This is a genomic window from Paenibacillus sp. V4I9 (genome assembly GCF_030817295.1).
Classification (GTDB): domain Bacteria; phylum Bacillota; class Bacilli; order Paenibacillales; family NBRC-103111; genus Paenibacillus_E.
The window spans coordinates 1887152-1902765 of sequence record NZ_JAUSZE010000001.1 but is presented as its reverse complement, the minus strand read 5'-3'; the positions used below and the strand labels follow the sequence as shown (position 1 = coordinate 1902765).

The window sequence follows — 15614 nt, the reverse complement described above, 5'->3', positions numbered from 1 at the left end:
GGATACGGATAGGAAAATTCCTCATAATCAGAGCCGTGTGCCTGCCTAACTCACTTGAAATCGCCCAAAATACTCATTCCCTTATATAAAATTTATCAACAATAAATAATTAATCATCCCCAATTCTGTAGTATTATCTATTCGTCGAGATTCTATCGAGAAAATCTAATGAAACTCTTCACATGTTCGCATATAGGACGGTACATCCATACATTGCTAAATTCTTCTCACTAAATATTACCATAAAAACAAAATCATACGTATAGTAACAATCTAATTCTCGCTCTTGTACGGCACTTCGAACAGGATATTATTGTTCTTGTCATAAGCGTTAATTCTCAATTCATTCATTTCAACTAATCCGAAATATACTCTCTTCCAATTAGTCTGAATAATATTTGCCTCGATAACCTGATTGTTCTTATCGATTATTTCAATTTTGTTTATTTCGGGATCATTAATAAAACCATATATTAAATGCCTTCTATCATTGTCATTAAAGTTAATTCCTGATTGATCTATTAACAATTTAGTCTCATTATACATTGCATTTGATGAACTCAGTTTCCATCCTTTAGCATCATCACCCTCAAAAATTGCCAATCCAATACCAATATTTCCATTATCAAAAGGGGCTTTATATAAAATGAACGGTCTTTTCATTACGGAACCTTGATAAATTATTTTCTGTCCTTCTTTTTTATGTGTTTTATAAAACTCTTCTTCAATTGTCTTGCTTTTACATCCAGAAATACCAAGAGAAATAAATAATAGGATTAATATAATTCTATAAACTCTCATGTTCCCTCCATGATTTCATGGTTATTTCAGATAATGTCATTTGGTGGAATTTGTATAATAGCCGGTTTAGACAATTTTATTCAACTAATCTGTCCGTTACTTGAATGAACAAAAAAGGAGCTGCCGCGAGGCAAGCTCCTTCGCTCTCGTACCCGTTATAGCCCCTTAGAAGGTTACAATAACTTTGCCTTGGGAGTGGCCAGTAGAAACTTTTAGTAATGCCTTATTAATGTCATCAAAATTATAAATTGAATCTATTGAAGGCGTAATATTTTCATTTTCAACAAGATTAGTTATTTCTTGTAATTGTCTGCCATTGGCGCGCACAAATAAAAAGCGATATTCATTGTTATGTCTAGAAGCTAAAAAATCTAAACGAGCACCCACTAAACCAAACAATAGTTTTTTCCACATTGGAAAATTATTATCAACAGCAAAGCGATAATTTGGTAAGGCCTTCAATGATACTAATTTCCCTTGAGGTTTTAAAATATCAAGTTCCGTTTTTATCTCTTTTGTACCCAAGGTGTCGATAACATAATCTATATTAGATAGAATGTCAGCATAGTTTTCTTCCTTATAATTAATAAACTTATCAGCCCCAATCGACAGTGTACGTGATCGACCTCTTTCACTGCCACTTGTAATAACATATAACCCCATTGATTTGGCAATGGGGATTGCCATAGCACCGAAGCCGCCGGTTCCGCCAGGAATAAATAGCTTTGCATTAGGCTGAGCATTGAGTACGTCATACAATGCTTGATAAGCAGTTAAAGCAGTGAGGGGGACCGCAGCCGCTTCAATAAAGGATAGATTTTTTGGCATTATGGATATAGCATCTTCGTTGACGGCCACATATTCAGCAAAAGCTCCAATTTTATTAACCGGCAACCTAGTATAAACGTGGTCACCAACCTGAAAATCAACTACATCTTCTCCAACTGCCTCAATAACACCAGATAGTTCATTTCCTAAAGTTAATGGGAAATCATAATCAGCAATCATTCGAATACTGCCATTTAAAATAAGAATATCTAATGGATTTACACCTGCAGCTTTTACTTTAACGAGCACTTCATGGCTGTTGATTTCTGGTATTTTCACATTATTCATTTCCAATTGAACTACTTTTGAATATTTCTGCATTTGAGCAGCTCTCATTTTTTGATTCTCTTCCTTATTCGCCATATAAGTTATACTTACCTCTCTTGAGATTTTGATTCTTTCATCGTAGGATAATCCGTATAACCCACAATTCCGTTACCACCAAAGAATGTCGCACGGTCTGTATTAAGAGAGATGTGGGTAAATCGCAGATACACCACCGGCAAAATCACTTTGGATCTTTCGGCTCACGTCATCAGCAACTATTTCAAATCTGTCGGATTCTAATCCATCAATAGCAATTTTTGCGATATCCGCGGGGTTGGATTTGGGAGCTTCTACGCTCGATGTCATGTCTGTCTCCATAAAGCCCACATGTAATCCAGCTACTCTCACATTTTGAGGATACAAATTTAAACGTAAGTCGTTCGTCAATGCCCACTCTGCCGCCTTTGCAGCCGTATAAGCGCCAACAGTTCCCGAACTAACCCAAGATAATGCGGAAAGAATATTCAGAATCGATCCTCCCCCGTTATTTGTTAGAATCGGTGCAAAAGTACGAACCATGGAAAGTGTGCCAAAGAAATGCGTATTAAACTCCAAATGTATGTTATCGAGATCACCGTCAATCAAAGAAGCGCCTGTAGACGATCCTGCATTGTTGATCAAAAGCGTAACATCCTTAGCGACCATAGCGGCTGCAGCTACCTCTTGAGGGTTGGTAATATCCAGCTTTACAGGAATTACACCGGTAATGTCAATGGACTCCGGATTTCTTGCGCCAGCATAAACCTTAGCCCCTCTGGATAGAAGTTCAAGGGCTAGATGGCGGCCAAAACCTCGGTTCGCGCCGGTGACAAATGCGACTTGTTCAGAAATTTTCATTTTTATGTGCTCCTTTTATTATTTGATTTTGGAAGCTATACGAGAACGATCATTCTAAAAAATGTATAAGCAATGATATCCTCTTAGGAGTAAGCTTCACTACAGCTCAGACTTACTCATATAGGAACGATAATTCTAAGGATAAAATAATTATTTATCTAAAAGTTTTATGGATAAATTGGCTATACGGTGTAGTTTTTCTTTGGGAATGGAGGTTCTTGTCATTACCCTTAACCCAACACATACAGTATGCAGATGTTCCGCCAGTTCACCGGCATCGTAATCTGAGGGGAATTCTCCATCCTGCTGCCCCCACAGAATAATATCCTTGAGTAGCTGCTCTGATAGAGTGAACGATTCAGTGGACTTTGAATCCACATCTGCATCGCGTATTGCCAATTCCACCGCCGAATTCACCATTAAACAGCCTGAAGGCGAGTCCTCTTCTCCATTTATCATGAAACTAAAAATAAACTGAAGAGCCTCCGCTGCAGTCTTGGAGCGTTTAACTTCTCCCGTAAGCTCAGCACTGACTTTATCGCGAAATCGATCCATAGCTTTCAAAAACAGCGTATGTTTGTCGCCAAATGTGTCATACAAACTTCTGCGATGGATTCCCATATGCTCGACCAGATCGTTCAAGGATGTCTTCTCATAACCTTGTGCCCAAAAGAGCTTCATCGCCTTGTCTAATACTACGTTCTCTTCGAACTCTTTGCTTCTTGCCATTCTATTTCCCTCCTCCCATCGTCAATATAACATATTGGGAACGATCGGTAAATAATATTTTTATGAGTTTGCTCTATTTATTTTTACTTGAATGAACAAGAAAAAGGAGCTGCCGCGATGAAAGCTCCTTCAGTATCGTTCTCCGTCCCTCAGTTGAAAAACATCCACTTATAAATCTTGTGATAGACGTATCATATCCACAACTTGTATCCCATTTTCAAATATTTTTTCACTGTAATGTCTTATAAAGAAGTCCCTATCAACTCCAGTTATTCTGAACCCACATTTCTGATAGAGAGCAAGTTGTCCTACACCTGAATTTCCAGTGCCAATTTCAATCGTTTTAAAACCGAGCAACTTTGCATTTTGAATTGCATGGTTCACCAACTGTTTTCCTATCCCTTTGCCTTGGTTGTTTACATCAACTGCTACATTTACTAACTCAACTGTCTCAGGCCTTGTTCGTAGTAGAACATAGACACCTATTATGCTATCATCCACTTCAGCAACAAAGCATTGACCTCTTTTGATATATTCTTCAACTAGTTTCTGGGAAGGGTCCGCTAATAAAAGTAATTCCAATGGAGGTTGTTCGTCTTCGTTTAACTTTCGTATTTCCATTTTTTCTATCTCCTTGATCATGTAATCGCCCATGGAATCCGCTTGATCAGATTAATACGCTGTCCAACCGCCGTCGGCGGCTATTACGGTCCCGTTTACAAAACGGGAATCCTCGGACGCAAGGAAGAGGGCAACGGTTGCGATTTCAACCGGATCGACCGGTTCCTTCCGTTGTGTTCCTGCTCCCTCCCGGAAGACCTGCATACCGGCCATATCGATATTGGCCATTGAATGAGCAATGTTGGTTCGAACGCCCCCGGGCGCAATGGCGTTACACCGGATACCGGACTTGGCATACATATAACCGACATTCTTGGTCAAGCCTACAAGGCCATGCTTGGAAGACGTATAAGCGACGCCCCCCTTGCCTCCAGTGATGCCTGCCGTCGAAACGATATTGACGATCACACCCTCGCCTTTCTCAAGCATGAACGGAAGCGCTTTGCGGATGGCGCGCATAGGGCCGGTCAAGTTGACCGCGAGTACCCGTTCCCAGAGGTCATCCTCCATAGTCCCGATCAGCCGGAAGTCGTCCATGATGCCTGCGTTGTTCACGAGGATGTCCACGCTTCCGAATGCCTCCACAGCCTTGTCCACCATCGCTTGAATATCTTCTTCTTTCGTTACGTTGGCTACGACGCCGACTGCGGTTCCGCCAGCCTGGCTGATTCCGCTAACAACTGTTGAGATTGCGTTCTGATTAAGATCCGCAACTACAACCTTGGCGCCTTCCTTCGCATACAGCTCCGCGATCGCCTTGCCCATGCCGGATGCAGCCCCAGTAACGATTGCCACTTTATTATACAGTTTCATCCATGTCTCCACCTTTCATTCCTTGTAAAGGATAATGCTGCTCTTATCATTTATTCGCATTTCGAATGCTTTCCTCTGTTGTGTAGGTTAATCAAGACGTTGCAAAAGCTTCTCTCAGCTTGTCACTCATGAGGTGCCATGCCTCTTCTGCGACAGCTAAATCGCCAAAATGAGTGAATCCGTGAGGTACTCCCTTATACTGCTTGTACGTTACCTTCACACCGGCTTGTTTCAATCCTTCTGCATATTTCCCCCCTTCTGCAGCAAGCGAATCCCTCTCGGCAGTGATCACTAACGCTTCTGGCAGGCCATGAAGTGATTCTGCAAAAATAGGGGAAGCTAACGGATTACGGGCATCTTCCAAAGTCTCAAGATATAAAGAATTAAACGTTCTTGATATCTCCGCCGGAATAGCTTCCTCGAATTTCGGTTTTAGAGCCGGGTCAGTATCCAAATCCAACGGTGCATAATCGATAATCTGATAGACAATTGGAAGCTCATTACCACGCTGCCGATTCAAGAAACAGACAGCTGCAGCCATATTGCCGCCTGCACTGTGACCACCAACAGCTATTTTCTCAGGGTTAATTGACAATTGTTCCGGATGCTCATGAACCCATTTCACAACTTCATAACATTCATGAACAGTAATTGGGAATTTATGCTCTGGCGCAAGCCTGTAATCGACATTGACTACAGCACAACCGGTACGATCGGCAATCACTCCACACCAAACATCATCCATTTCCGCATTTCCAAAGATAAAGCCGCCTCCATGCATATTGACGTATACAGGCAGCGAAGAAGATAAAGCATTGTCCGGTTTATATATCAGCACACGAGTACCGCCATAAGAGGAAGGGATTATTCTTTCTTCCCTTTGAACCGATGGTAGGGAACTCGGTCTAAGCGCAGAGCCCATACCGACGACTCTCTCTCTCAATTTTTGGGCAATTTCCAATTGTTGCTGTTTATCCATTGTTGTTCACTCCATTTCTTATTTTAAGATAAGTCAACAACAACCTTGATAGTCCCTTTGGCTTCGATTGCTACGTTGAATGCTTCTTGGATATCGTCTAATTTATAGACCTGTGTGACGATATTCCCGATATTTGTTTTTTTATTTGTTAGGTGATCGATTACCTTTGTAATATCTTCATGCGTATAGCCACTTGCTCCTTGAATAAACAGTTCTTTTGACATAATTTGGGCCAAGCTAACGGGTACATCATTTTTATAAACCGCAATGATTGAAATTTTCGCTTGAGATTTAACAATTTTCATGACATTTTCGAATAGAACGGGTGCACCGGCTGCATCGATAAAAACATCAACATCTGGCACGATATGACCATAAACGTTTACTGAGCCGAAATGTTTTGTTAAACCTTCTGCTAAATCCGTTTTCATTGAGTTCACTGTAACAGCACCTAGTTCTGTCGCTTTTTCTAAACGCCAATCATCAATGTCAACGACACAAACATTCGTAATGCCTTCTGCAATCAAGCTTGCTGCAGCTGAAAGACCAATTGTACCAGCACCTAATACAACGACTTTATCTGCCCGCTGAGGGTTTACCCGGAAAGCGCCATGTCGCCCGACACTTACAGGCTCCATTAATACAGCTGTTTCTAAGGGAATATGTTGATCCATTTCATATAAGTTATAATTTAACGCCGCATCCTCTATTAGGACATATTGAGAAAAACCTGAGCATTCCAGTGATTTGCGACGCCCAACTCGTTTCGCCGTAATAGGGTTAATGCCCACACGCATACCGACTTTAATATCAGCTGGTACGTCTGCTCCTACCTGGGCGACTTCACCGACCATTTCATGTCCAAACTCTGCACCAAAACTAATACCCATATTACCTGCGCCAACTCTCGCGATATTAATATCCGTGCCACAAATACCGCCTCGCAAGTTACGAACTAATACATCTTTACTGCCTACTGTAGGAATTGCTCTTTCCTCTACACGAATATCATTTTTTCCATAATAAATGGCAGCTTTCATCATATCGGTCCACTCCTTTAAGATTATAGTTTTAAAATTTTAAGTAATAACTGATTCATCTCATCAATAGTTTCTTCAAAATTGTGATAGTACCATTCCATGATTACACCTAAGATTGCATTCGCATGATAAGACATTTCAAATTCACTTACCCGCCCAAACGTTGCCATTGAATCCAATGATTTTTTCACAAGTTTTTTTATTTGCATAAAAAACATCTCATAATAAGCAAAATTTGAACCTGCACTGAACATGAAACGATAAAAATCTTGATTATCGTAAACATGTTGGAATAGATGAATCATTTGGGGTTCTAAACGATGATGATCTGCCTCTAGACGATACTTAGAAGTTGCTAATAATGATGCCTCTAAATCAACTAATAATTGCTCAATTTTTTCTTCGAACAATTTAGAAATACTCTCGTAATGTAAATAAAAAGTTTTTCTCGTAATGCCAGATGCATGACACAACTCCGTAACATTAATTTTTTCTAACGGTTTTTCCTTTAATAAAATAATCAATGCATTTTTTAAATTGTTTTTTGTTTTGATGACGCGTAAATCTTGCTCGTTCATCACTCGCCCTCCAAAAACTTTTTTAATTTTATTACACACCTGTAGAATAACTCTAATCTATTTTTTCTGCAACGTCAAATTCCTTTTGAATTGGTGTCGGCATTCGGCTTTATAAACTCCTTAAAAACAAAAGCGCCTCACCCCAGGAAAGTGAAAGCGCTCGTCTTCATTGTCATCCCATACTTCTTGTTGGGAGACAATTAAGTTTTGAAGTGCAAGAAACCAGCAAACATAAGGATTTGCTGGTTTTTTCATGACATATAAAAGACAAATAAAGTTCTCAAGGCATGATTAAAGTCGCGAAGCGCTCGGGAAACAGATTACAACCTTACGATCAATTCCGCGATCAGCTTGTTAATATCGCCTCGTATTAGTCCGCCGTGGTAGCAGACGACGCTTTCGATGTCGAACGGTTTGAATTTCTCCAACGAGCGGATAGCTTTCCCCATGTCAATGGTTGAATAGGGAGACGAACATTGCAACTCACCATTGTGGATCACCAAGGCGTCCCCGGCGATCAGCGTCTTGCTCGCTTGGTGGTAAAGGCTGACGTGGCCCGGCGTATGACCCGGCGTATGGATGACCGTCAGACCGTCGCCGATCGGAAGCGTCTCGCCGTCCGACATTAGCCGCGTCACATTCGTCTTGGACGGACGGAGGAAGACATTTTCGAACGAAATGCGCACCTCGTCCAGTAAGGTTGCCAGCTCGGCCTGTAATCTGTCCGGAGGGAATTTCAGTAGCGGCGCTTTCCCGTCGATCGTGTCCCTGTCGTCTTCATGGGCGTATACTTCAAACGGTGCTGCGCCCGCTTTCTCCAGAAACTCCGGCAAACTGCCGATGTGGTCGATGTCCTGATGCGTCAAAACGATTGCGCTCAGAGGCCTCCCAGTGATTCCGGCTTGCTCGGCATAGGCGAGGATCTCGCCTGACAAGCCCGGCGTGCCCGTATCGATCAACGTCCAAGAATCCTTGTCTAGGGCGATGACAGGGTGAATCATCATCGAACGTCCGCCAAGCTTCATCTCCAATTCCAACATCTCTAATCCTTCCGCAATGCGCATACTGTCGCCGTGCCGGCACAAGGGCCGAACATCGGCACACCTCCTTATAATAAACATAAAACTCATGAGTTCAATATAGAACTATAGAGTTATAATGTCAATGGAGGAACGTTGACCTCATTCGCATCTCATGTCAAAATAGGGTGGGGTGATCTTCAGTATGGAGTATTCAAAGAAGGATAAAATCCTCGACACGGCCATGGATTTGTTCCGGAAGAAGGGCTTCAGCGCCGCTTCCATGCAGGACATCGCCGAAGCGTGCGGAGTGGCGAAAGCAAGCATTTACAAATTTTATCCGTCCAAAGAGGACTTGTTTACGGTGGCGTTCGTAGCCTGCCATCAAACGCTGCTGGAGCAAGCGTCCGAGCTCGACCGTTCCGGAATGCCGCCTGGCTTGTCCCCGAAGGAGAAGCTGAGCCGCAAGATTGAGTTCTATCTATACTACATCCTTGAGAATCATTCGTTTATGATCGACTTCCATGAGCTTCCCATTATGGAGAACGAACCGTTCATGGAGGCGCAGAAGAAGATGAAGATCGCCGTGCTGACCTGGCGAAAGGAGATGCTGATCGAGACATTCGGCGAGCGGCTCGAGCCGTATGCGTGGGACGCCGTCTTGATCTTCCGGGGCATCCTTCACGAATATATGAACGGCGTCTTACGAAAGGTGATTTCTTTGCCGATCGCTGAGCTTGCGGACTTTATCGTAGATCGAATGGACGCCATCGTTCAGGATTTGATCCGAACGGCGCCCAAGTCGATTGTCGGCGAAAGGATCGTCAGTTCCAATCCCTTGGACCGAAGCGATGAGGCGGCGCGGAAAGGGACAGTTCGCGACTTCCTTGCGGCGATGGAGGAACGGATTCAAACACTCCCCTTGTCGGAAGCCTCTCGCATGGAATTAAGGGACGTCGTCGGTCTGCTTCGCAAGGAAGTGCTTTCGGAGAAGCCGAACCTCACTCTGCTGCGAGTGCTGAAGGCTCATCTAGAGGCCGTTCCGGAGCTGCGCTCGTATCTACGCCAACTCAAGCTGCTGCTGACCTAGATTGCCGTGTTTGACCGCAACACATCAATGCCTTGACAAGGCTGCTGGTTTATCTTCCTGAAGCTTTGTCTTGGTTTTTTTGAGCTATAGTTCTCCGTTAACATAGTGAATAGTCATGCCTACATTTCTTGGATGAATAGAATTAGTTTGTCATTTGATTCCCTTTCCTTTAATCAACATAACGAGAAAAAGAATAGCCGGTATGATCCCAATAAAAGTCTTGTTGACCATGAATTGTTCCGCGACGATTTCCCCAATTTCTAAATGCGACTGCCAGCTTGATGGGAGAAGGGAAGTTATATAAATAATTCCTCCAACAGGAAGAGCAAAACTTCGATACTTTGTATGAAACAACTGAGATAATCCAATTACAGCGGCCAAAAACCATAATGTCGCTTTGATAAATATCCCCGCATAAAAAAGTAAGATAACAAGAGCGTCAAAACGCTCGAATACTTCGGCGATCTGAATCAACTGTACGGATTGTAATAAAGGTACTGTGCTAATGTTAACTAATTGCGGACCCAGAACGATCAGATTCATTATGTTCGAGAGAAGGATAACGAAGCCAGATACAAAATAAGCTCGAATCGATGTTTTTGCTAACTCTTTCTTCTCGTTTAAATAATGCCAGAACATGAGGAAAATCACCATTTGTCCAAATGGAAACCAGACGGAGCTAGATATACTTTCTTTTAATATAGGTTGGATGCCATTTTCCAAAATCGGAAGAAGATGATCAAAATGAACAACACCCGATCCAAAGTGCATGATAATCAAAATAAGATAAAAAATTAGCACTCCCGCCACGATAAATTCGGACAACCGAAAGAAGACTTCTATTCCCTTGTAAATAACATAGATCGACATAGTTAACATAATCAGCATAATGAGGGAAATGGGACCTCGAGGAAGAATGGTCAAGAGGGTAAGATCCCCGAGGTCGCGTACATTTCGCATGGCTTCGTAAGCAAACATCAGAACATAGAGCAATAAGACAAACTTCCCCAAAAATGAACCGAAATAGTGAATCAATAGCTGACTCAAATTTTTTTCTGGTTCCCTTCGTTGGATCATCAATAAAAGAACAAGCAGCATGAATCCTAGCAGCATGCTAGTAATGACCACCAACCAGGCGTCTTGACCAACTTTGATTCCTAATTCAAATAAAGGCGTGCTTCCAATTTGAAATAAGATAATCATCGCACCCAATTGATATTTGCTGATCCGCTCCATACGAAGCCCCTTTTCTCATTCTTTTATACCGGATATCTTGGAAAAGGAATCATCAATCATTCCGGTTCGTTGGATCGTTACATGAACTTTAACGTTCATTCTTATTTCTGCGAATTCATTCTCCCAGCTCTTACTTAGCTTTTTCCAGTCCTGCGGATAAGATTTGTGGAATGCATCTCCGAAGCCCAGAGCGTCTGTTTTCATTTTTTTTAGAGCTTGAAAAGAATTTTCCACATCATTTTTTATTTGCTCCTGGATATATTTTTCTAATTTCTTCAAGGTTTTAGACTGTTTCAGATCCAGATTACATGCCGTTTCAGTCAAGTTTCCTTTGGCTTCAATTTCTACGGACATGACCAAATCACCGTTCGAAATGTTGGGTTTTAATTTTGTGTGGGATTTTTCAACTAAAAAGGAAGATAGCTGTTCTCTTCGGTTCTCCCCTTCACAAGAAAATACGATGGTCGTTGTTTGTAAATGATTTGTTATCCATGGAATGCCGCGGCTTTCTGTTCGGCTTAGCCAACCTGTTAATTTATCCTGCTTAAATACCCCGACTCTATCCAATTTTAATACGGCAGATGTACGGGTTTCTTTGAGTTCATCTTGAGAGTTTTGTCCCTCTGGCTCACCCGTGATTTTGATTTCCGGCAATGTAGAGCTAGCGTAAGGATTGGTTATTGTGGAAATTAAATCATGTAACTTGGACTGAACTAAGTTGGTTTGTTTGTCTCCCTGTCTACTGATCAAATTGGAAATCGCGTTTCCGGGAATGTTTTCTAATGGCGTAAGGATTTCCAATACTTTCTTTGCCTCTCCATCCGAAATGAGAACATCCGTAGTTTCCCTTGATTCATAACTTCTTAAGTAAGCATCCAATATTGGGTTGACTCCATATTTAGCAACACGTTGGCTGATAATAATAGCACGAGTATGAGAAAAAAAGAGATGGCGAGGGGCCTCTAAATCACTCTTTTGAATCGCCTCCAGTATGGTCTTTCCTTTTGTTGAAAAGACGATAACTGGAGATTGAGAACCGCCGCCACCGGATTTAGACTGGGTTGATTTCGGAATGATGACTTGAAAACTCAAGATCCATTGATTGCTTTCGTCCAAATCAAAGGCGATTGCGCTGATGATCCCCAATTTGTTTAGTTCGATATGGTTCGAACAACCACTATTAACTATTAACATAATGATGATCAATAGCAGGACTATCCCTCGCTTCATGTGCTAATCCCCTTTTGATGTCTTTTTCCCATTTGTATGAATGACAGACGATTAGTTTTCCTTCTCCTGGTCTGAAGGTTCAGGACTTATGTTTACTTTTTGGCGCACGTAATTGTTCTTAGCAAAAAGACGCGGTCTGGTAATCATCATCCACCAAGGAACTCTTACAACCGTATCTTTTAAATTGCTTGGTACAAACGGCGCTATTGGTGTCATGTAAGGTACTCCAAAAGAGCGTAAAGACAACATGTGAATCAAGAGAAAAAAGAGCCCCGACATAATTCCGAACAAACCTAGGGCCGCGGCAAGAATCATAAGTATGAACCGAATCAATCTGGCGGCAATCGAGATGTTAAAAGCCGGAATGACGAAGCTGGAGATCGCCGTAAAGGCCACCACGATCACCATGGCAGCCGAGACAAGACCAGCCTCAACTGCTGCCTGTCCCAGAACAAGCGCACCAACGATGGAAATTGCGGAACCAATGGCTCTAGGCATTCGAACCCCTGCTTCCCTTAACACCTCGAATGTTATTTCCATCAATAATGCTTCAAAGAATGCAGGAAAAGGAATTCCTTCCCTTTGCGCTGCAAGACTGATCAGCAGGGTCGTGGGTATCATTTCTTGGTGAAAAGTCGTAATTGCAATATATAAGGAAGGGAGAATCATAGAAATGGTAAACGCAAAGAAGCGCAAAAGACGCAAAAACGAAGAGATATCGAATCTCTGGTAATAATCCTCGCTGGCAATGAAGAACTTGAGAAAGGTGATAGGCAGCACAAGAGCAAATGGTGTTCCATCCACCAAGACAGCGACCTGCCCATCCAAGATGGAGGCAGCAACTGTGTCAGGACGTTCCGTGTTTATGATAGTGGGAAACGGGGTAAAGGTTTGGTCTTGAATAAATTCTTCCAAATAACCACTTTCCAGTATGCCGTCTATATCAATGCGATCTAGCCTCTGAAGCACTTCGTTCACGACTACATCATTGGCGGTCCCGTTAAGATACATAACACTAACGTCAGTTTGCGTTACCTGTCCGATCTTCCGATCAATTTTCCATAGATTCGGACTTTTAATTCTACGCCGGAGCAACGCAACATTCGTACTCATATCCTCGGTAAATCCATCTTTGGGTCCGCGAATAACAGATTGAGACGAGGGCTCCTCTACGCCTCTTTGCATCCATTTGGCCGAACTTGCGGTAATGCCTTGATCCCAGCCCTCTGCGAGAATAATGGTATCTCCATTGTATAAAGCCGACATGAAGTCATCAATTTTACTCACTGTATTTGTGGAACTAACAGTAAGAATCTTATCTTTAATAACCATCAACGAATCGGATAAAGTTCTTTGTTGAGTTGTGTTTACTTCTGCATCGGACATGATCGGATTCATAATGTGATCGTTAATGACTAAGGTATCGGTCAAACCGTTAATATAAACAATAGCCATAGGTAAACTATTGGCCCCTTGAAACGTACGAATGGAAATATCTGAGCTATTCCCAGTTAACGAAGAAATTTTCTTTATATTTTGCTCAAGGCTACTTGAAAGCTTATCGGTTTGTTTGATATTTGCTTGAGAGTCTTGTTGCGAGTCCTCATTATATTTCCGGGCAAAACGCTGTAGAAATTTGTTCATCGATAGCATCCACCTAGTACTATAATGTAATAACATTCATTTTCGCCTTGCCTTTCAAGAGTTATACATGTTTCAAATAGTATCGACAAGTTCGGAAATTTGAAGATATTGGTTCTGGAAGACCATAACTGTGTAAGATCTTTCAGTTACTTGCAACTTTTATAGTCAATCCGCGTCTATTATATGGGTGATTATGGACATTTTCCAATTTTGTTCCAATAAGGGGGAGACGTGGTGAGAAACAAGCGAAGGGCAGGTCTGATTGGTCTTGCGATTTGTGCAAGTTTGATGATGGCCCCTGCCCGAAGTCATGCTGCAGAGTCTAGCGTAAGTGTGACCTTGCCGGATTTTAAGGTGAAGCTAAACGGGAATACGGTCGAAAATCAATACCGGCAATATCCCCTACTCGTTTATAAGGATATCACGTATTTTCCAATGACCTGGTACGATTCCAGGCTTCTGGGATTGGAGACCACATGGACGGCGGACCGCGGTCTTGCCATTAAGAATGTGAACGTGACATCATCGTACCATCCATACCAAAAGAACGATAAAAACTCGGAAAGCTACAAGGCGACGAAAGCGGCATTCGGGATTACAATAAATGGCCAAACTGTGGATACCTCCAAGCAGGAATATCCGCTGCTAAGCTTCAACAACGTGACCTACTTCCCTATGACTTGGGAATTCGCTCATGATCTTTTTGGATGGAACTACGCCTGGGACGATTCGGAAGGCCTTACCATCAACTCTGTTAATCCGCAGTTGAAAACTTTAGATCTGCCGGTAGATGCGGGCGACAATGACGTCGCCATGTTCAACAGCTATTATTACTTCACGGAAACTAAAGGCAGTACGAACGAAATATATCGAGTACCTATAAATGATATGTCAAACAAAGAGCTGGTATATTCTTATGCGGTAGAGACCGGATATGGATTTCAAAAATATATGCATTTTGAAGTAAGAAATAATGAACTCTGGTTTTCTTACCATCTTGGCGGTGCAACTATGGGTTACGATGTCTACTGCAAAATAAACAGCGATGGCAAGGCTTCAATCGAACATAAAGGTTATATTGATTTTGCGGATACATCTCTGGGGACCTTAATTGTCGATTATTCCGTGCCGCCGAGCGGCCATAATTTGTCGTTAGCACCCCCTGGGAAAATCAACCGAAATGATGCCGTCCGTATTGGGGATCCGAATCTAATCTATGGCTGGCATATCACCGGTGGGGGCACAAGCTATGAAAGAAGTTCTTCCGCGATCGTCATTGAAGACGATATCTTTCTGTTGGCCTCCTCAATGTTAAATGCCGAAAGCCCTCGAAATAACATTTACAAAGTTAATCTGACAACCAACCAGACGAACAAGATCATCCAAACGGAAGTGGACAATTTTAAAATTTTGGATAACAAGCTTTATTACGTAAAAGACGAAGATAAGTGCTTATACTCATCCAATATGGATGGAACGAATGAGCAAAAATGGTCCAGAAACAAAGTCGCCAATTGGTATGACAAAATAGACGGCACAGTGTATTACACTTCTGCGGATGAGCAAGGCGCTAAACATCTATACAAGGCCGTTCCATCTGGCGAGGAAACTCTTATTTTGCAGGATGCGTTGGAAAGCGTACAGTTAGTGAACGATAAGCTCATTTGCAAACTTGTCGAGGGAGGAGAATACGGGGTCAAGATCCTAGATAAATCAGGTACTCTTGGTACAGCGGTTGTAGATCAAGTGTCGAATATTTTTGCTTACAATGATACCATTTTGATGGTCTTGCGAGCAGATAAATCGATTACATTGTTGAAATAGAGCCTTGCCCACTTAGAA

Annotated in this window: 15 protein-coding genes; 2 read left to right on the top strand and 13 right to left on the bottom strand. The window is 42.2% G+C overall.

Annotated elements, in window-relative coordinates:
* Positions 1-273: 273 nt before the first annotated feature.
* The 10 genes from QFZ81_RS08855 to QFZ81_RS08810 form a co-directional block, all read right to left on the bottom strand.
* Positions 274-801, bottom strand: a complete 528-nt coding sequence (locus QFZ81_RS08855) for a hypothetical protein (RefSeq protein WP_307602358.1) — start codon at positions 799-801, stop codon at positions 274-276.
* A 165-nt stretch (positions 802-966) separates the two neighbouring features.
* Positions 967-1965 carry an NADP-dependent oxidoreductase gene (locus tag QFZ81_RS08850; RefSeq protein WP_307449966.1) on the bottom strand — a complete coding sequence of 333 codons (999 nt, stop codon included), beginning with the start codon at positions 1963-1965 and terminating at the stop codon, positions 967-969.
* 129 nt (positions 1966-2094) lie between these two features.
* Positions 2095-2793: an SDR family oxidoreductase gene (locus QFZ81_RS08845; protein ID WP_307445461.1), complete on the bottom strand. Its 699-nt coding sequence runs from the start codon at positions 2791-2793 to the stop codon at positions 2095-2097.
* 150 nt (positions 2794-2943) lie between these two features.
* Entirely contained in the window at positions 2944-3522 is a 579-nt protein-coding gene (locus QFZ81_RS08840; protein ID WP_307445464.1) for a TetR/AcrR family transcriptional regulator, read from the bottom strand.
* Positions 3523-3690: 168 nt separating this feature from the next.
* Positions 3691-4143 (bottom strand): GNAT family N-acetyltransferase, encoded by a 453-nt coding sequence (locus QFZ81_RS08835; RefSeq protein ID WP_307445467.1) that lies wholly within the window; start codon positions 4141-4143, stop codon positions 3691-3693.
* A gap of 51 nt (positions 4144-4194) precedes the next feature.
* Positions 4195-4956 (bottom strand): glucose 1-dehydrogenase, encoded by a 762-nt coding sequence (locus QFZ81_RS08830; protein WP_307445470.1) that lies wholly within the window; start codon positions 4954-4956, stop codon positions 4195-4197.
* A gap of 91 nt (positions 4957-5047) precedes the next feature.
* Positions 5048-5935 carry an alpha/beta hydrolase gene (locus QFZ81_RS08825; protein WP_307602355.1) on the bottom strand — a complete coding sequence of 296 codons (888 nt, stop codon included), beginning with the start codon at positions 5933-5935 and terminating at the stop codon, positions 5048-5050.
* Positions 5936-5958: 23 nt separating this feature from the next.
* Positions 5959-6978: a zinc-dependent alcohol dehydrogenase gene (locus QFZ81_RS08820; RefSeq protein ID WP_307602353.1), complete on the bottom strand. Its 1020-nt coding sequence runs from the start codon at positions 6976-6978 to the stop codon at positions 5959-5961.
* Between the two features lie 20 nt (positions 6979-6998).
* Positions 6999-7553: a TetR/AcrR family transcriptional regulator gene (locus tag QFZ81_RS08815; RefSeq protein ID WP_307445477.1), complete on the bottom strand. Its 555-nt coding sequence runs from the start codon at positions 7551-7553 to the stop codon at positions 6999-7001.
* A 320-nt stretch (positions 7554-7873) separates the two neighbouring features.
* Entirely contained in the window at positions 7874-8593 is a 720-nt protein-coding gene (locus tag QFZ81_RS08810) for an MBL fold metallo-hydrolase (RefSeq protein WP_307445481.1), read from the bottom strand.
* A gap of 184 nt (positions 8594-8777) precedes the next feature.
* Here QFZ81_RS08810 and QFZ81_RS08805 point away from each other — a divergent pair, with 184 nt between their 5' ends.
* Positions 8778-9662 carry a TetR/AcrR family transcriptional regulator gene (locus QFZ81_RS08805; RefSeq protein WP_307602351.1) on the top strand — a complete coding sequence of 295 codons (885 nt, stop codon included), beginning with the start codon at positions 8778-8780 and terminating at the stop codon, positions 9660-9662.
* 150 nt (positions 9663-9812) lie between these two features.
* Here QFZ81_RS08805 and QFZ81_RS08800 read toward each other — a convergent pair whose 3' ends face one another.
* The 3 genes from QFZ81_RS08800 to QFZ81_RS08790 are packed head-to-tail and all read right to left on the bottom strand — an operon-like array spanning position 9813 to position 13781.
* Complete coding sequence (locus QFZ81_RS08800; protein ID WP_307445487.1) at positions 9813-10898, bottom strand: GerAB/ArcD/ProY family transporter; 1086 nt, start codon at positions 10896-10898, stop codon at positions 9813-9815.
* Positions 10899-10913: 15 nt separating this feature from the next.
* Positions 10914-12128, bottom strand: a complete 1215-nt coding sequence (locus QFZ81_RS08795) for a Ger(x)C family spore germination protein (RefSeq protein ID WP_307602348.1) — start codon at positions 12126-12128, stop codon at positions 10914-10916.
* Positions 12129-12179: 51 nt separating this feature from the next.
* A complete protein-coding gene (locus tag QFZ81_RS08790; RefSeq protein ID WP_307606855.1) occupies positions 12180-13781 on the bottom strand; it encodes a spore germination protein in 1602 nt (533 codons plus the stop codon).
* A gap of 225 nt (positions 13782-14006) precedes the next feature.
* On the opposite strand from QFZ81_RS08790, the gene QFZ81_RS08785 reads away from it, so the two are divergent.
* A complete protein-coding gene (locus QFZ81_RS08785) occupies positions 14007-15596 on the top strand; it encodes a DUF5050 domain-containing protein (RefSeq protein WP_307445495.1) in 1590 nt (529 codons plus the stop codon).
* The last annotated feature ends 18 nt before the right edge of the window (positions 15597-15614 follow it).